This window comes from Thermoanaerobacterium aotearoense (assembly GCF_009905255.1).
Classification (GTDB): domain Bacteria; phylum Bacillota; class Thermoanaerobacteria; order Thermoanaerobacterales; family Thermoanaerobacteraceae; genus Thermoanaerobacterium; species Thermoanaerobacterium aotearoense.
Window position 1 is genome coordinate 2,330,045 of the sequence record NZ_CP047602.1, and the last position, 18,272, is coordinate 2,348,316.

16 protein-coding genes and 1 tRNA gene are annotated in these 18,272 nt (G+C 37.6%); 2 read left to right on the forward strand and 15 right to left on the reverse strand.

Annotated features, from left to right (window positions below; all coding sequences use genetic code 11):
• Positions 1-7: 7 nt before the first annotated feature.
• A complete protein-coding gene (locus GSH73_RS11675) occupies positions 8-1,390 on the reverse strand; it encodes an ATP-binding protein (protein WP_038069205.1) in 1,383 nt (460 codons plus the stop codon).
• Positions 1,391-1,569: 179 nt separating this feature from the next.
• Positions 1,570-3,486, reverse strand: coding sequence for a right-handed parallel beta-helix repeat-containing protein (locus GSH73_RS11680; protein ID WP_014757858.1), 1,917 nt, complete (start codon positions 3,484-3,486; stop codon positions 1,570-1,572).
• Positions 3,487-3,604: 118 nt separating this feature from the next.
• On the opposite strand from GSH73_RS11680, the gene GSH73_RS11685 reads away from it, so the two are divergent.
• The gene (locus tag GSH73_RS11685; protein WP_014757857.1) at positions 3,605-4,360 is read left to right on the forward strand and encodes an AraC family transcriptional regulator; all 756 of its coding nucleotides are present in this window, start codon (positions 3,605-3,607) and stop codon (positions 4,358-4,360) included.
• Between the two features lie 57 nt (positions 4,361-4,417).
• Here GSH73_RS11685 and ftsH read toward each other — a convergent pair whose 3' ends face one another.
• The 13 genes from ftsH to GSH73_RS11750 form a co-directional block, all read right to left on the reverse strand.
• Positions 4,418-6,253, reverse strand: coding sequence for an ATP-dependent zinc metalloprotease FtsH (gene ftsH, locus GSH73_RS11690; protein ID WP_014757856.1), 1,836 nt, complete (start codon positions 6,251-6,253; stop codon positions 4,418-4,420).
• A gap of 68 nt (positions 6,254-6,321) precedes the next feature.
• Positions 6,322-6,867 carry a hypoxanthine phosphoribosyltransferase gene (gene hpt / locus GSH73_RS11695; RefSeq protein WP_014757855.1) on the reverse strand — a complete coding sequence of 182 codons (546 nt, stop codon included), beginning with the start codon at positions 6,865-6,867 and terminating at the stop codon, positions 6,322-6,324.
• A 12-nt stretch (positions 6,868-6,879) separates the two neighbouring features.
• Positions 6,880-8,262 (reverse strand): tRNA lysidine(34) synthetase TilS, encoded by a 1,383-nt coding sequence (gene tilS / locus GSH73_RS11700; protein WP_014757854.1) that lies wholly within the window; start codon positions 8,260-8,262, stop codon positions 6,880-6,882.
• 9 nt (positions 8,263-8,271) lie between these two features.
• Positions 8,272-9,111, reverse strand: a complete 840-nt coding sequence (locus GSH73_RS11705; protein ID WP_014757853.1) for a protein kinase domain-containing protein — start codon at positions 9,109-9,111, stop codon at positions 8,272-8,274.
• Positions 9,111-9,800 (reverse strand): vWA domain-containing protein, encoded by a 690-nt coding sequence (locus GSH73_RS11710; protein WP_014757852.1) that lies wholly within the window; start codon positions 9,798-9,800, stop codon positions 9,111-9,113. The genes GSH73_RS11705 and GSH73_RS11710 overlap by 1 nt, the downstream gene beginning before the upstream one ends.
• A gap of 61 nt (positions 9,801-9,861) precedes the next feature.
• Entirely contained in the window at positions 9,862-12,213 is a 2,352-nt protein-coding gene (spoIIE, locus tag GSH73_RS11715) for a stage II sporulation protein E (protein ID WP_014757851.1), read from the reverse strand.
• Positions 12,214-12,368: 155 nt separating this feature from the next.
• Positions 12,369-12,443: transfer RNA gene (locus tag GSH73_RS11720), tRNA-Glu, on the reverse strand.
• A gap of 60 nt (positions 12,444-12,503) precedes the next feature.
• Positions 12,504-13,043: a class I SAM-dependent methyltransferase gene (locus GSH73_RS11725; RefSeq protein WP_014757850.1), complete on the reverse strand. Its 540-nt coding sequence runs from the start codon at positions 13,041-13,043 to the stop codon at positions 12,504-12,506.
• A 22-nt stretch (positions 13,044-13,065) separates the two neighbouring features.
• The gene (locus GSH73_RS11730; protein ID WP_014757849.1) at positions 13,066-13,449 is read right to left on the reverse strand and encodes a DUF302 domain-containing protein; all 384 of its coding nucleotides are present in this window, start codon (positions 13,447-13,449) and stop codon (positions 13,066-13,068) included.
• On the reverse strand, positions 13,439-14,185 hold the full coding sequence (locus GSH73_RS11735; RefSeq protein ID WP_014757848.1) for a DUF5714 domain-containing protein: 747 nt from the start codon (positions 14,183-14,185) through the stop codon (positions 13,439-13,441). Before GSH73_RS11735 ends, GSH73_RS11730 begins: the two co-directional genes overlap by 11 nt.
• A 37-nt stretch (positions 14,186-14,222) precedes the next feature.
• Positions 14,223-15,491 carry a thioredoxin-disulfide reductase gene (trxB, locus tag GSH73_RS11740; protein ID WP_014757847.1) on the reverse strand — a complete coding sequence of 423 codons (1,269 nt, stop codon included), beginning with the start codon at positions 15,489-15,491 and terminating at the stop codon, positions 14,223-14,225.
• Between the two features lie 22 nt (positions 15,492-15,513).
• Entirely contained in the window at positions 15,514-16,872 is a 1,359-nt protein-coding gene (locus GSH73_RS11745) for a radical SAM/SPASM domain-containing protein (protein ID WP_014757846.1), read from the reverse strand.
• 183 nt (positions 16,873-17,055) lie between these two features.
• A complete protein-coding gene (locus GSH73_RS11750) occupies positions 17,056-17,706 on the reverse strand; it encodes a methyltransferase domain-containing protein (protein ID WP_233432528.1) in 651 nt (216 codons plus the stop codon).
• Between the two features lie 141 nt (positions 17,707-17,847).
• Between GSH73_RS11750 and GSH73_RS11755 the strand changes: the two genes are divergently transcribed.
• A complete protein-coding gene (locus GSH73_RS11755; RefSeq protein ID WP_014757844.1) occupies positions 17,848-18,168 on the forward strand; it encodes a hypothetical protein in 321 nt (106 codons plus the stop codon).
• The last annotated feature ends 104 nt before the right edge of the window (positions 18,169-18,272 follow it).

Below are 18,272 nucleotides of genomic sequence, written 5' to 3' on the forward strand. Positions count from 1 at the left end.
CCAGTGATTAATTTTTAAGCTCTAAGTATATATCTACGATGGTGCCAGTGCCCTTTTTGCTGAATATCTTTAAATCCCCACCGTACTTATTGAGAATGTTTTTGCAAATTGATAGTCCCAGACCTGTGCCGTCTTTTTTCGTAGTAAACAAAGGCACCATCACTTTCTTAAGTGTTTCTCTGTCGATTCCACCGCCGTTATCTGCTATCTTTATTATAACCCTATTTGTGTAAGAATTAAATCTTGTAGTTATCCATATCTTCCCTCCAGTGCCTATGGCCTGAAAAGAATTTTGAAACACATTTAATAGCACTTGCTTTAGTTGGTTGTTGTCTATCTTCACCATTGGAACTTTTCTCAATTTCCTTACTATCTCGATTTGCCTATGTTTTGCTTCCGCTTCAATTAAGATCATATACTTTTCAATAAGCTCGTTTAAATCAATGCCTTCATCAGGGCTATTTCTCACTACGCCTAAATAGCTCATCACCAAATCTATTATCCTATCTGATTCGCTTATGATGGTGTCAAAAAAAGAAGCATTCGCTTTGTCTTTAAGCTGCATAAGCTGTAAAAATCCTTTTATAGATGTGATGGAATTTTTTATCTCGTGAATTAGCGACACAGCCAAGCTTCCCATCAAATTAAATTTTTCACTTCTTTCAATGATCTCTCCGAATTTCAACTTCTCTGTAACGTCTTTTACAATGATGCACAAAAAATTGTCGTCGTAAGTGTCTGCTACTTCCATAGACAAAAAACGCCCACTGTCTTTTATGTTGTAAACGACGATCTTGTTGCTTACTATTTCGTCAAAGTCTATCCTTTCGTCTAATGATTTCAACACTTTTCCTGCATCTTTGCGGTAAGCCTTTTTGTAGTCTAAACACATAAGCTGGCAAGCGGCTTTGTTTATATATTCTATGCGCCTTCTCTTATCCATAAGCAAAATACCTGTATCCACCATGTCTACAAGCTTAAATCTATTGTACAGAAGATCCAAATACGCGTTTACGTCTCGCATAGAATCTAACTCACTCTTTACAAAATTAAGGGTGGAAATGATGCAAAGCTTTCTGCCATCGTCAGAATTCAAAAAATTGTCCACCATCTTAAATCTTAATGTAAAACCATATCTGGAATTCAAAGTAATATCATATATGTTTTCATTCACTTTCTTAGCTTCATTAAGAAAGAAGTTTTTAAAAAAGAAATCGTAATTTCCCCCTATGTCATCGTGATTAAATCCCAATAATCTTAAGAGAACTTTGTTTATATATATCACTTCACCGTCAAAATTCTTTAAAATAGTAAAACTTTTTAATCCATCGACTAAGTCAAATATCCAATCGTAGTTAGGCTCCTTCGATGACCTTATCATTTTGTCCATGATAATTCCTCTTTTCTTTAGTATAAGTTTTAAGGCGACATTTATATATTTTGACATAATTGTCAAAAATCCTTCTTATTTTGACAAACTTTTTCGATATTTTATAAAAAATTTATTATTTGTATATATAAAAAATAAGCCTTATGCCTTTATTGCAGAGCATAAGACTTCACTCAGTATTACCAAACTTTTATGTAATTATTTCCTTTTTTCAAAAGCGCTATAGGGCCTATTGAACTATTCTCCGGCTTTTTTGCATCTAAATAGTCAGTATCCAAAACCAGCTCTTTGCCATCTGGACTTTCATACTCCGCATCCACAATCCGCACTCTTTCCAATGTCTTTGTTGAATGGATATCACCTACAATATTTTCGAATTCATCTGGCAATTGCAGTGAAAGGTAAACTTCATCTCCTTCATCAATTATGGCAAGTTTCGGGTCGAAGTCCTTTTTAACAAGATTGTCTTTTTCTTTCTCAAATGGCTCTGCACCATTGAAGTATGCATTTTTATTGATGTAGACCGGTTGTTCTACGCGTTCAAATTCTCCTAAATCACCAGGTACTTCATTTACCTTTTCAATGTACTCCTCTAAAGACGTCGTGCAATTATTGTAATGGGAAGTCCCAACATTCTCTAATCCTTCTTTTCCTATGAAGATATTGTTGTAAAATCGATCGTCTCCCCCGTATACAAATGCAAATCCTGCAACTTCAGTGCTGTGTGGGAGATGATATTGAGTAGAGCGGTTTAGCACTTTTCTCTGATTCATCTTGCCTGCGATTAGATTGTTTATATACGCTCCGCCTTGTGACATGTTGTCTATGGCGTATTCAGAAGATAATATATTGTGATCAACAAGATACGGCCCATGGCTTACTTCAACAAACACATCCCTGTTATTATTGTAGAACAGATTTTTGCTGACCCTTGTGCCTTGCGCTTCCCAATCCAGCCATAACCCCAATGAGCAATCGTGAATGCGATTATGATGAATCTGCACATCTATAGCCGCGTGTAACTTAATCCCTGCTATCTCATGGCCGTAGAATTCTCTTTTCAGTGCGATGTTGTAAATATGGTTATTGTAAATTTCGCTAAAGACGCCTCCCAAATGTCCGACGATGGCATTTTGTCCACAATCGTAGATCGTATTGTTTCGTATTATATGTGAACCTATCTTTTCTTTAGACCAACCATTCCTCTTTGCATTAAATACCGCTTCCAATTGATACTGGTATCCAGGCTTGTCTTTCCGTATAGAGCGATAATTGTTGCCTGTTGTAGCCTCTTTCCCGATGCTTATAGCGCTGCATTTGGCGTCGTGTATGATATTGTCCTCTATTATCCAACCTTTGCTCCAGTTAGGACCTATAAGCCCAGGCTGGTCTGCTGTTGGAGGTGCCCATGGTGTAGCCGCATGCGCCATCTCAAAACCTTTGACTGTAATATAGTCTATTCCGGTTTCAACAGGATAAAAGCACGATCTCCTGACATTTATTTCCACAAATTCTTCGTTTGGATCAGCACCTTGAAAATTAGCGTAAATCGTCGTCTTCTCCCTGTCTACTTCGGCATACCAAACGTACTTCGTCTGTTCTGCGTTTTTAATAGGCACAATCTTTTGTGTCCAATGATCCAGGACCTCTGTCCTAAGCTGCGGATTAAAAAGATCTTCATAATTTGTGACTTCATAAAATGACATGCCATTTAAGTACACATCTCCAAGGTGCTTCTTTTCATTGACTGTAAGAAGCCAGTCTCCAAAAACTTCCTCTTTGTACGGATTGAATTCTCCAAAAAATGAATTGGGCAGTTGACATCTCCACACGTTTCCTTCAACGCGCTGCCAACTTTGAATCCTCTCTGACCCTTTTATCACTACTTTTTCGCCTTCTGCCGCCTTGTACGTAATCCTTCTTTTGTCGCTTAACCCTTTATACTTTGGTTTAACCCATTCCCTGTATACTCCTTCATGGACTATAATTGTGTCGCCAGCCATTGCAACAGACGCAGCCTTATTTATAGTCAGAAACGGATCTTTAAGCGTTCCTTTCCCTTCATCTGAGCCAGTTTTAGCCACATGGTATTCCATTTTTAAAATCCCCCTCTTTAAACGATTAATTCTATTTTAAGCAAATGCCTATTGATATCTCTACGAAAAAAGTAGTATACTTTAAGACAATATTAGTGTTTTTTTGGGAGGAAGTATTATGGTCTTTTTTCAAAAACACGGTGTAAATGAAAAAGATCTTTTCCGCTTTTTTTCACTTAAAAATTATCAATTTCCATATCATTTTCACAGAGCGTACGAACTGATATGTTTAAATGACGGCCAATTATCGGTCTCTATCGACAAAAAAGAGTACAGGCTTAATAAAAATGATTTAGCTTTTGTCTTTCCCAATCAAATGCATGAATTTAAGACGATCGATTGCTCTGATATAACAATCATCTTGTTTTCTCCAGAACTTATCGGGGATTTTTACATGAATTACAAAGGCATGATTCCTGAAGACAACATACTGCACTTGGATAGTACCATAGACTTCAATAGGCTTAACTCCATCTACAGCAAAAAGAGTTTTCTCTACTCACTGTGCGATAAATTGGTAAATAACACCTTATTCATTCCTTTAAGGCAATCAATTAAAGCAAAAGTTCTATACAAGATGCTGCTTTTCATCGAGCAAAACTATTCAAATGACTGCACATTAAAAAAGGCTGCAGAGCACCTAAATTACGATTATCAATATCTGTCAAAACTATTTATCCAGCAAATGGGCATGACTTTTACGGAGTATCTAAACAACTACCGCATTTCACAATCATGCTACATGCTAAAAAACAGCAACCTTTCTGTAAGTGAAATTGCATTCAATTGTGGATATGACAATTTGCGGACATTTCACAGAAACTTCAGAAAGATGACAAATATGTCTCCGAAAGAATATCGAAAATCAGAGTAATTGGCTGGCTTTTACGCACTAAAAAAGACATACAAAGTAAATTGTATGTCTTTTAAGTTACGCTTCTTCGCTTTGATTTGTGTCATCTACATTTTCGCCATTAAAATACTTCTCAAATTCCTCCGCGTTAAGTTTTTCCTTTGTCATCAAAGCCTGTGCAATTCTATGAAGCTTATCTATATTCTCTTTTAGCAAAGTTTCAGCTTTGCTGTAACACTCATCTATTATCCTCTTCATCTCTTTATCAATATCGTACTGAACTTCTTCGCTGTAATTGCGCGTCCTGCCTAAATCTCTGCCAATAAATATTTCGTCGTTATCAGTGCCAAAAGTCATAGGACCTAATTTCTCGCTCATGCCGTACTCTGTGACCATCTTTCTCGCTATGTTTGTAGCTCTTTCTATGTCATTTTGTGCACCTGTAGATATATCATTTAAGACAAGGCTTTCAGCTACCCGTCCTCCCAGAAGGTGAACAATCTCGTCCATCATCTCAGACTTTGACATATAGTACTTGTCTTCTTCAGGAAGCAGCATCGTATATCCGCCTGCCCTTCCTCTCGGAATGATCGTCACTTCATGGACAGGAGGTGTATTTGGAAGAAGTTTTGCAACAACAGCATGACCTGCCTCATGATACGATACAAGCTTTTTGTCTCTTTCTGATATTACCCTGCTTCTCTTTTCTGGGCCTGCTATGACTCTCGTAATAGCCTCTTCCAGCTCCACCATAGTTATCTGTTTCATGCCCTTTCTGGCGGTAAGAAGCGCAGCTTCGTTCATGAGATTTTCAATATCAGCACCTGTAAATCCAGGCGTCCTTCTCGCCAAAACCTTCAGCGACACATCAGGTGCAAGAGGCTTGTTTCTGGAATGTACTTTTAAGATCTCCTCTCTTCCTTTGATGTCTGGAACACCTACAGTAACATGTCTGTCAAATCTGCCAGGCCTTAAAAGAGCAGGATCAAGGATGTCTGGCCTATTTGTAGCAGCTATGACTATTATGCCTTCATTAACACTAAAGCCATCCATCTCAACCAGCAACTGGTTTAATGTTTGCTCCCTTTCGTCATGTCCGCCGCCTAATCCCGCGCCTCTATGGCGACCGACAGCATCAATTTCATCTATGAAAATTATGCAAGGAGAATTCTTCTTGGCTTGCTCAAAAAGATCCCTAACCCTTGATGCGCCGACACCTACAAACATCTCCACAAAGTCAGAACCGCTTATGCTGAAAAACGGCACACCAGCTTCACCGGCCACAGCCTTTGCAAGCAAAGTTTTACCTGTTCCAGGAGGTCCTACTAAGAGAACGCCTTTAGGTATACGAGCGCCTAAATCTAAAAACTTCTTTGGAAACTTCAAAAATTCTACTATTTCCTGCAGCTCTTCCTTTTCCTCATCGGCACCAGCTACGTCATTGAAAGTGACTCTCCGCTTATCGTCTGTTACCATCTTAGCACGGCTTTTGCCGAAAGACATGACTCTGTTGCCACCGCCGCCTTGTGCTTGTTGCATAAACACATACCACAACACTACCAGTACAGCCACCATAAATAGCGTTGGTAAAAGTGAATACCACCAAGGAGCTCCTTGAGGCGGCTCGCTCTTGACAACAAGCTTATTATCTTTAATGTAGGGCGTCAAGAAATTCATAAACGACGTCACATCAGGCACGTTGCTGCTAAACTCTGTGCCGTCTTTCAGAGTACCTGTAATGCTTGTGCCGGAAATGGTCATCTCTGAAACATTGTTTTTGATAATCTGGCTGTACAGTTCAGTGACATCAATAGCCGCAGGTTGCTTAATATTATCAGTATACAATTGTACCATTGCATATAATGCGATAATTATCAGTATCCATATAACGATACCTCTGATCGTTTTATTCAAATATGGCCCTCCCTTCAAAGCCGTATCACTTAATTTATAATAACATATACCATATAAAAAAACAAATTTTAGCTGTACATTTCAGGTTTCAAAACGCCTATAAAAGGAAGGTTCCTGTACTTTTCATCAAAGTCCAATCCATAACCCACGACAAACTTATCAGGTATCTTAAATCCTACATAATCGACTTTTACAGATGCTTCTCTTCTCTCCGGTTTGTCTAATATTGTGCATATTTTCAGGCTTTTTGGCTTCCTTCCAAGTAAAGTTTCCCTTAAGTAAGACAAAGTCAAACCGCTGTCAATTATGTCTTCCACAATCAGAACATCTTTGCCTTCTATGCTTATATCAAGATCTTTGATTATCTTTACTATTCCTGATGAATGAGTTGAGCTTCCATAGCTGGAAACAGCCATAAAATCAAGTGATAAAGGCAAATCTATGTGTCTTGACAAATCAGCCATAAACATTAAAGCACCTTTTAAAACTCCTACCAACATCAAATTTTTCCCTTTGTAGTCTTTTGTGATTTGCCTCCCAAGCTCTTTTATCTTTTCCTTAAGTTCTTCTTCTGTGATCAAAATTTCATCGATGTCTTTTGATAAATTTTCCATCAAATTTCCTCCTTAATCTTGTTTAATATACTCTATAGATAATATTTTTTTTGTGCTATCACGTACTTTGTACTTTTCAGACATTCTATGTCCCACAATCCACAAAATAGTGCTGCCAATAGCTAATAACGGTATCTTATCCCTCTCCTCTCTTGGGATTTTCTCATCGATAAAATACTCTTTAAGCGTCTTCGTCCCCTTCATGTTTAAAGGCGAGATGCGATCTCCAATTCTCCTATGCCTTACGACCACATCGCCATCAATTAGGTCGGCATCGAAAAGCTTATGGTATCTGCCTAAATTAAGGCTTTCAACTGATTCTCTATCTATTATCTCCGCCTTATATACGCCTAAACATCCACCATCTGTTATGCCGGGAATGTTAAGCTTAACTTCTTTAAAATCTCGTTTTTCATAAAAAGCCCTTTTTCTGAATATAAGATTATTATAACTTTTTATAACTTCAATTTCAAAGGGTAAATCAATTTTCGACGATGTTTGCTTGTCCATAAGATCTAACACATCTTCTACATGCTTAAATGCAAGTTGATTAAGATCTCCCTTTAGTTTCTTGTAGGCCAACCTTATGACCCTTCTTTTTATGGAATTGTGCAATTTTTTTATCTCATCAATTGGGAGTTTTAGCTTTTCCTCATCAATACCAGCAATATCATTAAATATTTTTTCAGACTCCCTATTTAAATAATCTTCATCATCAAGTACGATCTGAGATGTCTTATATAAATTTTCGACCACATCTACTCCAAAGTTTTCTTCCATGTACGGCATCAATTTAAGCCTTATCTTGTTTCTCCTGTACACATCTTTCTTATTTGTTACATCTTCTACAAACTCTAAATTCTTCGAATTAAGGTAGTCAATTATCTCACGCCTTTTCGTCTGTATAAGGGGTCTTATGATGCATCCATTAACCGGCTTTATGCCTACAAGCCCAGTTGTACCAGCACCTCTTAAGATGTTTAAGAGAATTGTTTCGGCTACGTCGTTTTTGTTGTGGGCAATGGCGATTTTGTTTCCGCCAACTTCTTCAAGCACTTTATTAAAAGCACTGTACCTTATTTCCCTTCCGGCAGCCTCCTCAGACAATCCCTTTTCTTCAGCGTATCTTCTGACATCTTCCTTAAATAAAAAAAATGGGATATTTATCCCCTTGCAGAACTCCTCAACAAACAGAGCATCACTATCTGCATCGGCTCCCCTCAGCATGTGATTGACGTGAACCACAAAAAGCTTAAGCTCATACTTTTCTTTTATCTCTAAAAGCAAATTAAGAAGGCAAATAGAATCAGGACCTCCAGATACTCCTATTACGATTTTATCGCCTTTTTCTATCATCTTATACTCTTTTATCGTCTTTTCAAAGCTATCTATCATATATATCCCCTACACCGCCAAAATCATAAGTACAACAAATATCATACCAACTATGAAAAGCATGTAATTTAAATACATTGACGCCTTTTCACTAAAGCAGCCGTTTTTAAAATTGATATACAGTTTATTTATGTCATACGTGCCATTAAGCGCCTTCATTATGGCAATATAAAACTTTCCAAGCCTTGCTCTTGATTGCTTTAGCACTTCTCCTATCGTATGGTAATCGTGTCTAAATGTCTTGCCCATTACAAGGCACACAAAAAGCATCCCTGCTTCAAACGACAGATACCCAGAATCTGCTTTTCTTAAGCCAACTTTCCAACTGGCTCTGTCGAATTCAGGCGTAAATTCTTTTACGGTATCATCTTTAGCAGATGTTGAACCGTAGTCGATAAGCACTATACGCTTTTTTATCTCATCTACCATGACATTGGATGGTTTTAAATCTGTGTAAAAAATGCCTAATCGCTTTAATCCAATCAAAGCATCTAAAATTTCAGCAAATATGTATGAAGCACTCTCCAAATCAATGCCCGATTTAATCAATCTATCAAGGCTATATCCCTCTATGTATTCCAAAACTATATAATGATACATTTTATTATACAATAATGCATCATCTAAATCAAATACACGTGGAGCAAAATTGCAATTTTTCAATGACGTCAACACTTTGTGCTCTCTCGTTATGCTTATTAAGTCTTCACTTATCTTAAGCGCATATTTTGAATTCTCATCGTCGTGCACAAGGTATACGTAAGCTACACCGCCATGGCCAATTTTTTTCTCGACTACGTATTTCCGCCCATTGTGTATGCCTGTCAAAACATAGCCATTCTCAAGCATCAACCGATACCTCTTATAGATTCAACTTTTGCGTCAAAAAGCGATGCAGCCAGCCTTATCGCATGGTAAGTAGGGGTATTTCCACCGGCCTTTAAGTTTTTAAGACGAACTTCTATATCATTTATCTTCGATGTAAATGGGCATATAACCTTTGCATAAGCGTCATCGCCATCCGGAAATCCTATTAGGCAAAACTGGCTTTTGCCCTTTCTCGCTTTCATAGTGCTTAGAAGATCGCTTATTCCATTCACCGCTTTTTTCAATTTTCTTGCCATGCTTCCACTTAAGTCCAGCAAAATTGCACATCTTATGTCTGAAATATCCAAAAGTTTATCGATGTATTCTACGATTTGAGACCGCAATACAGGATGGAGTCCTTCTATGTTTTTCCCTATTAGTTTCATCAATTCGCTATCTAACGTATCGTATAAAGTTTTTTCGGCTGATTTTTGCGTCACCGCCGATAAAGACCTTATAAAGTCATCTGAGTAAATTATGTCATACACGCCGCCACCGGAACTTGCAATATCTTTTATCTCCTTTATGGACAAATTGCCATCGTCTACGATGCCTATGGAGCTTACTCGAATTCCCTTTCTAAATGCCAAAAAAGCTGCATCCGCCGGATTTCCACCAACGTTTGATTTGCCGTCTGTAACGACGATTATCTGGTTTATCAAAATCTCCAAAATCAAATCCCTCCATAAGATTTTTTATTATTTTTGCCATCTTATGGAAGGATTATTCAATTCACAATCGCCTTTTCCAAACTTTTACCGTAAGCACTGTCATGTCGTCTTTAGGCTTGTTTTCACAAAGTTCAAGACATTTCTTCATTATAGCTTCAGCCATGTCCTGAGGATCTTTCATATCAAGATTTCTTAAAAATCTTGCCATGCTTTCTTCTTTATTGCCATCAAAGCAGTCTAATACACCGTCTGTCGTCAAAATTACAAAGTCACCGTCTTTTAACTTCCTATCGTGGATATCTGCATCGACGTCTTCCAAAATACCGATGGGCAATGAACTGGATTCAATCACATCCACATCTTTTCCGCTCTTTATAAACGTGGCTGAGGCGCCGATCTTTATAAACTCCGCATCTCCCGTAAACAAATCTATAAATGAAATATCGACTGTTGAGAACATCTCCTCTGCTGACCTTAATGCCAGAATAGAATTTATAGTTTGTACAACCAATCCTTTGTCGAATCCCGCCTCAATGAATCTTTCCAGCAAAGATATTGTCGTACTGCTTTCAGAAGCTGCTCTATAGCCGAAGCCCATTCCATCGCTTAATGCTGCCATGTACTTTCCGCCTTCTAACTCCATGAAAGAATACGTGTCACCAGATATTTTGTTAGCGCTTTTACTGATTTTGCTAATGCCTGTGGAAACTTGATAGCTTTCAGCTCTCGTAAGAGTTAGGCTGCATCGCCCTTTATTGTTTATAGAGCACAAAGTATTTTTCCGCTCGTACTTCTCCCCCATAATCTCAGATACGGCCGGGATAACTTTTTTCTCGCATTCTTTAGCTGCATAACAGGCTTTCTTGTATATCTTTATCACCACATTTCCGTCTCCCGCATCATATACTATGGCATCGTCTACATGTATGCCCCTTTTATCCAATTCTACAAGCAGATACTGTTCAAGATCGTCTTTGAAAGTGATGTCCATGCTTATATCGTCAGCCATGTTTGATATAACAGACGAAATGCCCTTCAACTGATTTGAGACAATGTTTTTAGCGTCTTTAAGCCTTTCCCTCCACTGCATGTTTATCTTATAAAGCATGAGGTTGTGTTTTGTGCAGTTAAGAAGCTCTGGAAATCTTATGCACTTTTTGTAAAGCTTATTGCCTTCTACATTGCCTGTGCCTTCCAGGCTTTCTACCAAATCAAACATGCTTTTATACGTAAAATAAAAGTCTTTATCCCAGCACATTTTGTACATAGCACAATCAGTACAAGTCTTATTGGCTATTTCTTCAAAAAGATATGATATGTCCTTGTGATCTAATATCTTTTCATTGGCTTTTTTAAAGCTTTTCCCTAACTCGTCAAACACTTCAGCATATTCTTTTAATTTGTCAGTCACCACTTCTTTTAGCTTTACGCTGTAGCTTCGCTGTAGCAAATTTTTATCGCCTTTTACAATTGACACAAGATGATCTAATCTCTTTTTAGGGACAGATAAAAACATTAAAGAAGCTAAGGCAAAATCGTAAGGGCTGATGATCATATTTGCAAATCCATTGACATAAAATGTCATAATGGCAGCAGCGGTGAAAAATCCCAAAGTGATTCCCAATCTGCCAAGTTTTTTCATGCTTCCAGACAAAAGCCCTGTAAATCCGTATAAGCCTACAGATGTAGGAGTATTTGTAAGAGCGAGGCTTCCAATAAGACCAATGGTAGTTCCTACGCTGGCACCTGTGCCAACACCACCTATGTATGAACTAATCAGTATAGTAAGTATGCCAAATGAGCTATTTAAGTTAAATCTCCACACCTTTATATTGTCAAGCCCCAAGATGAAAATGCTAAGCAGTATGCACAATGATATGATTTCTTCGTTTGATATGACTTTTCTGTTTGCGCTATTTAAAAGCAAAATTGCTTGATTAAATATGAATACCATCAACATGGCTATGACAGATTCGTAAATAGACGTCATTACATCAAACAGCAAAAATCCGTACGCTTTGCTGTAGATGAGATCTACTAAAAGCAGCGAGAAAAATGTTATCAATGCCACTTTAAAGATGTTTTTGCTTTTAACTTTTAATAGATGCTCAAAAGCCAATATCAGAGCCAAAACGATTAGATACTTGATGCTGTTGACACCAGGTAAAGACAATACTCCAAGGTAGACTCCAATTCCTGACAAAAAGTACTTTCTCTTTTGCATTAAGAGAGCAGCAAAATACGCCACACCAAACGGGATAAGGTTGTCCATTATTTGCGCGCGGCCAATGACAAAGCCTATCAATGCAAAAATCAAGGCATTGAATATAAATCTCATATTGTCTTTTTGCAATTTTTCATTGCTTTCTTTCCTTCCTATCCTTGAGTAAGGAAGAATATCAGCACTCTGCATATTTACCACCACCATTTTTTTGATATGATTATATCATCCAATATAAGGTAAAATTTGTAAATATATGGTGGTGCCTCAAATTTTTTTGACGACATTTTATATAAATAAAATAAAAAAAGCTACAATTTTGTAGCTTCCCTCGTAATATTCAAATTTGGTGACCCCGACGGGATTCGAACCCATGTTACCGCCGTGAAAGGGCGATGTCTTAACCACTTGACCACGGGGCCTAAGACATATCATATTTTATCATATTTTGTAGATTTGTCAACAATCAAATTTATCCTTATCTATCTTACTCCGTAAAATATGTCAATAAATTCTCCATTAGAAATCTCGCCTACAATATTATGCTTATCTTTAAGGTAATTTACTACATCGTAAATGTCTATTTTTGCTTCATGATGGCTTCCTCTTTGCCTGTGAGATTCGGCAACTTTCTCCTTGCCTATATCATTAAGCTCTGTTATCAATATCTTACCGCCTTTTTTCAGTACTCTCACCATCTCGTCAATGGCAACCTTATAGTCTTTCATGTGATGCATTGCATTGTAAGATGTGACAACCCCAAAAGATTCATCAACAAACGGCATCTTATGCGCATCACCATGTACAAACAAGACTTTGCCTTCCACATCTTCATTGCTGATGATTTCTTTAGCTTTTTTAAGCGTGTCAATATTGTACTCTAATGACACCACATTGTAGCCGTATCTGGCCAATGCATAAGCCATACGGGCTCTACCAGTACCTACATCCAGTGCAAACACATGGCCTTCACCCAATAGATCTAAAGCCCGTTTTAAATCTGATTCTATATCAATTGACAATTGTATCACCTCTAATGTTATTCTACAGCATATCTACAGCTTTTTTCAACTTATCAGCAACTTCAGATGCTATTTTAGACAATTTTTCATCGTTAGAAGGTAATGCCTTTAAAGGATCAATTGACGATACGACTACACCGCCATCACTCTTTTCATACACAATCACATTGCAAGGCAGCAAAAGCCCTATTTCGGGGTTAATGTTTAATACTTCGTATGCATAGGTAGGGTTACATGCACCGAGTATGACGTAGTTCATCATGTCCTTGCCTATTTTCTTTTTTATCGTATCTTTCATATCAATCTCTACCAATATTCCAAATCCTACGCTTTTCAAGGCTTCTTTAGCCTTTTCCACAGCTTCAGCAAATGAATAAGCCACTTCTTTAGTAATGTCAAGATCCATACTTCACACTCCTTTCTGACTTTTCCACATTTCTGTACTTGCACATATAATAGCATTCCCTGTTTCTCTTTGAGTAATTACAGTCATCTGTCCTTTCAAAAGTTTCAGGAAATTTGACATTCGATTCTTTCTCAAAAAATTCTACCGCTTCTTCTATTGATATCCTTGTGCATTTCTTGCAACATCTGGCACCACCAGCTTCACCGATGCTTTTAAGGGCATTTGCAACAGCTAAATGAGCCTTAGTCCTTTTAAGAGGTGTAAGAGGTGTCGCTTTGTAAATGACAGAAATAGCAACACCGATTCCAACACCTGCACCACAGGCACCATAATAGCCGCATGCTCCGCCAGGTATCTCTTTCCCACGATTTATTGCCTCTAAGATATCCTCATCAGAAGCTTTTCCTGTCAAATTTTTGTAAGCAGTGACTATTGCTGCAGGAACCAATGCATGATGTTCTGGCCCATGCATTGGTATCCTACTGTCTGACATGATATTTTCCACGATTTCCATAGGATCTTTAGAATCCGTAGACAGGCAATAATCCTTTATGACCTCAACGCCGTCCTTTGCGTGACATTTGTCGCAAACGTAGTGCCCATCCGTACAGTGGGCAAGAGTTAATTCTTCTGTACCACAGTATTCGCATTTTTTCAATACTGGCTTTTCTAAATACATGAGCGGCTTCCCGCATATCATGCAATTTTCCATGTACTTTGTTTCGCAGCACTCCATCATTATCTCCTTTCATACTTTTTAAAAGTATGCAAAATCACAGCTCTTGTATATACCTTTCTGCGCTTATAGCAGCGGTAGCACCATCACCAGCCGCAGTGACCACTTGCCTTATCTTTTTATCTCTTATATCACCAGCGACAAATACGCCTTTCACATCGGTCATTAGATCCTCATTCGCTTTGATGTATCCGTACTGATTTAGCTCAAGCATTCCTTTAAATAGATCTGTCTTAGGTGTAAGGCCGATGTAGACAAACACACCATCGATTTCTATATCTTTAAGCTCACCAGTCTTTAAGTTCTTGTACGTCAGCGACTTAAGCATTCCATCTCCATTTGCCTTTACAACGTGAGATTCCCAAATAAAGTCTATCTTAGGATTGGTAAAGGCTTTTTCTTGCAGCACGTTTGAAGCTTGTAAATTATCAAATTCGTGTATAACCGTAACTTTGTCGGCTATGTTTGCAAGGTACAATGCTTCCTGAATAGCAGAATTGCCTCCTCCTATTACAGCTACGTGTTTTCCTTCATACATTGCTCCATCGCATATTGCACAATAGTGAATGCCTTTTCCTCTGAATTCAGCTTCACCTTCTGCTGGAAGTTTTCTTGGCTGTGCGCCCATAGCTATTATAACCGCTTTAGGATAGTATATTTTGTCCTCTGTCCTTACAAATTTCTCATCATCAGTAAGCTTAATCTCGAATACTTCTTTTAAATCGTCAATGATTGCCCCAAAGCTTTCCGCCTGTTTCCTCATGTTTTCAGTCAGTTTCTTTCCTTCAATCTGCCCTTCTGTTCCAGGATAGTTTTCTATATAATACGTGTTGGCTGCTTGCCCACCTGTAGTTGCTTCATCTATGACGACTGTCTTTAAGTTTGCTCTTGCTGAGTACAAAGCAGCCGTAAGACCTGCAGGTCCGCCACCCATTATGAGAACATCGCATTCCACCTTCTCTGGTTCTCTGTCCAAAAGTGAAAAACCTATCACCTTTTCTACTGCCTTGCGAAGATCTGGCTTTGAAATATATCCATTTAATCTCTCACCAGTTTCTTTGCCGTCTTTGAAAAACAAAAGCGTAGGGCTTCCTTTTACGCCAAGGCTTAACGCAAAGTCCTTATTGCCTTGCCTGTATATCTCTACAAATTCCATGTGATCTTTGTATACCTCGGCTAATCTGTGAAATATCGGTTTTAGTTGAGCACATGGTGGACAATCAGTAGAATAAAAGTCTACAACAACTGGTTTCTTAGAATTCAAAACAACCTCTTCAAATTCATTAGCATTTATTTCTCTTACCATAAATACATCCTCCTTAAAATTTTTAATCTTGAATTAAGACTTCATCCTTGTAATATTCGATACCTAATTGATACAGTTTTGTTATATCTCTACAATCAGGAGATAATACACTGCCATTTCTTTCATTGGCGACGACTCCACAGCCTCCGCCGCAAACTAAGCTTACAGGGCATTCTTTGCACTGTGGTATATTCAAGACATTTCTCTCTTTCCACTGTAATACTTTATCATCAAAAATCCTTCTCTCAGGATAAAAAGTACCTAAGCGATAATCTTTCCTGCCACAGCTTGCAGTGCATCCGTATATATCACCGTATAAATCGTAAAGCCATTCTTTTTTGCCTGCTGGGCAAGTATCAAAAGTTGGAGAATACATAGTCCCTGAAACAAGGATATTCCTCATGCCTTTAAAATCTGGTTTATGGAATTTTTTCAGTATAGGATACTTTTTAGACATCTCTACAAATGTAGCCCACTGTTCTACTTGTGACATAAGGCTTTGATGGTTTAGAGAACATTCAAAAAGCTCATAATTTCTGCCTATCTGCGTCTTGAATTTATTGCCATCCAGATGGAGATACCCTTTTTTATCAAGAATTTCTGCCAACTCCGGCAGATAAGAATAATTGTCTTTATCCACCACAACCCTTAAATTCACAGGCATATCATTCTCGATTAGGCTGTCAATTCCCAATAGAATCTTTTCAAAACTATCTCCACCGCCTAATAGCTTTCTTCGCCTGTTGTGAATTTCTTTCGGCCCATCAAGAGTTACCTGTATTTCTTTCACATTTCCCTTTTTAAGGATATCTATATACTCTAATACATTGTAACCATTAGTAACTGCAGCTATCTCATAGCCGTACAGTTTGCTCTTTTCTACAATGTAATTAATGATGTCTTTTTGAACATCTGTATCTATAAAAGGCTCTCCTCCAAAGAGCGTAATGTACGGCTTTACCTTCTCCAATTTAAACCTATCATTTATATCATCAAAAAAGGCATCAACAGCCTCTTTCGTTATTAAATCTTTCTTTGTCGGTATGCCTCTTTCATAACAATAGATGCAAGAAAAATTACATCCGTATGTTGGCACAAGCAATATTTGTGTCGGCGATTCATCCATTATTTCCTTAAATTCTTCGTACGCTTCTTTTATCCTTATATCCTCATGCTCTTTTTCTTCATATATATAGCCTCTATCAATTACATAATCGAGAAAATCGATGTCGTAAACATCCTTTCCCGATTTTATGTCATAAAGCTTATCTACCTCATCTTTTGAAGCAATATCTGAACTGCCTGATAGCAGATTTAAAATAATAAAATTATTTTTCTCTTCACTAAAAGGCAGAATCATGTTATACTTACTAAAGTACAATAAAATCACTCCTTAATTTATGCGGTAGAAGATCTACCGCATTTTTTTAGTCATGGCAACCTACAACCAGCTTCGATGACTTTGAGCAGCATTGTGCTACGCTGCTATTTTGTGTTGTGCAGCAATTTGAATTTTTATTTGTTACAGCTTTCACCTAAATCACCTCCTTTTAATGCAAGATATCTACCTTTTAATACCTTTGATCGTTATACTTGCAACAGGATAACCGTTTTTCATGTATTCACGCTTTTTAAGATATTCTATCTCTTTAAATCCAGCATTGTTTATGGCTTTTATATATTCTTCTTCCGGAATAGCTCCGCCAAAGCAATCAGCCCAAGCTTCAGGGTCATTTACAATCTCATCTGGAAGTCTGTCTTTTGATACAACGTCTGAAACGACAAATCTCCCACCAGTCTTAAGAACCCTGTAAATCTCTTTATAGACTTTCTCTTTGTCTTTTGCATGATTTATTACGCAGTCGCTTATGACAACGTCAAATTTTTCACTTTGAAGTGGTATGTTTTCTACATCCCCTACGACAAATTCAGCATTTTTTACATTAAGCTTCTTTCTGTTTTTTTCTGCTTCTTCGATCATCCTCTCAGTAAGATCGAGACCTACTGCAATTGCTTTTTCACCTATTATCTTCGCAGCATTTAAAACGTCATTTCCTCTGCCGCATCCTAAATCAAGGACATTTTCTCCTTCTTTTAAATCTGCCAAAACGATATTTTTACCGCCACAGCTTAAATTGTCCTCTTCTTCAGCTAATTTTTCATATCTATTTATTATGTTTTCTTTCGCTTCCATCTCGTCACCACCTTTTACCAAAGACATATCCCCTATATAGGGGGTGGTACTAAATGATAGTATACCACAATAATTTAACAAAGTAAATACAAAACAAAAGAAAGAAAACGAATTTTATATTTAAATCTATTGTGTGGAATATTAGAATGTGGAGGTGTTTTTATGAAAATAACGGCCGTATTTCCTACTCAAGATATGGCAAGCGCGTTAGTCGACAGTTTAAAAAAGATGGGTTTCGATCGAAAAGACATGATCATAACAGACATGAAAAAATCTGTGCAGGATATGGATTTTATGGTTGACAACGCTATAGATATAAAGTCTGAAAGAGAAGGCTTAGGTGAAAAAAGACCTTATACAGACTTCTATACAGATGACGTTGACTCCGGAATTCTCATTACAGTCGAAGCACCTAAGAAAGAACTGTCTAAAATAAGAGAGACAATGGAACAATGTGGTGCCACAAACATAATCCAAAAGTAATCTAAGGTGGGGATATGTTTATTCCCACCTAATTTCTTTGATGTTTTATTATCATTTACGTATTGCACGCAAATTCATCATATAGTATACTATGTACAAATATG

What these genes read in the sequence shown, in the direction of transcription:
- tilS (WP_014757854.1), bottom strand. Translation starts at nt 8,262, where the DNA reads ATGATAGATAGCTTTGAAAAGACGATAAAAGAGTATAAGATGATAGAA.
- GSH73_RS11755 (WP_014757844.1), top strand. Translation starts at nt 17,848, where the DNA reads ATGAAAATAACGGCCGTATTTCCTACTCAAGATATGGCAAGCGCGTTA.
- GSH73_RS11685 (WP_014757857.1), top strand. Translation starts at nt 3,605, where the DNA reads ATGGTCTTTTTTCAAAAACACGGTGTAAATGAAAAAGATCTTTTCCGC.
- spoIIE (WP_014757851.1), bottom strand. Translation starts at nt 12,213, where the DNA reads ATGCAGAGTGCTGATATTCTTCCTTACTCAAGGATAGGAAGGAAAGAA.
- hpt (WP_014757855.1), bottom strand. Translation starts at nt 6,867, where the DNA reads ATGGAAAATTTATCAAAAGACATCGATGAAATTTTGATCACAGAAGAA.
- GSH73_RS11730 (WP_014757849.1), bottom strand. Translation starts at nt 13,449, where the DNA reads ATGGATCTTGACATTACTAAAGAAGTGGCTTATTCATTTGCTGAAGCT.
- GSH73_RS11680 (WP_014757858.1), bottom strand. Translation starts at nt 3,486, where the DNA reads ATGGAATACCATGTGGCTAAAACTGGCTCAGATGAAGGGAAAGGAACG.
- trxB (WP_014757847.1), bottom strand. Translation starts at nt 15,491, where the DNA reads ATGGTAAGAGAAATAAATGCTAATGAATTTGAAGAGGTTGTTTTGAAT.
- GSH73_RS11735 (WP_014757848.1), bottom strand. Translation starts at nt 14,185, where the DNA reads ATGGAGTGCTGCGAAACAAAGTACATGGAAAATTGCATGATATGCGGG.
- GSH73_RS11705 (WP_014757853.1), bottom strand. Translation starts at nt 9,111, where the DNA reads ATGCTTGAGAATGGCTATGTTTTGACAGGCATACACAATGGGCGGAAA.
- GSH73_RS11675 (WP_038069205.1), bottom strand. Translation starts at nt 1,390, where the DNA reads ATGGACAAAATGATAAGGTCATCGAAGGAGCCTAACTACGATTGGATA.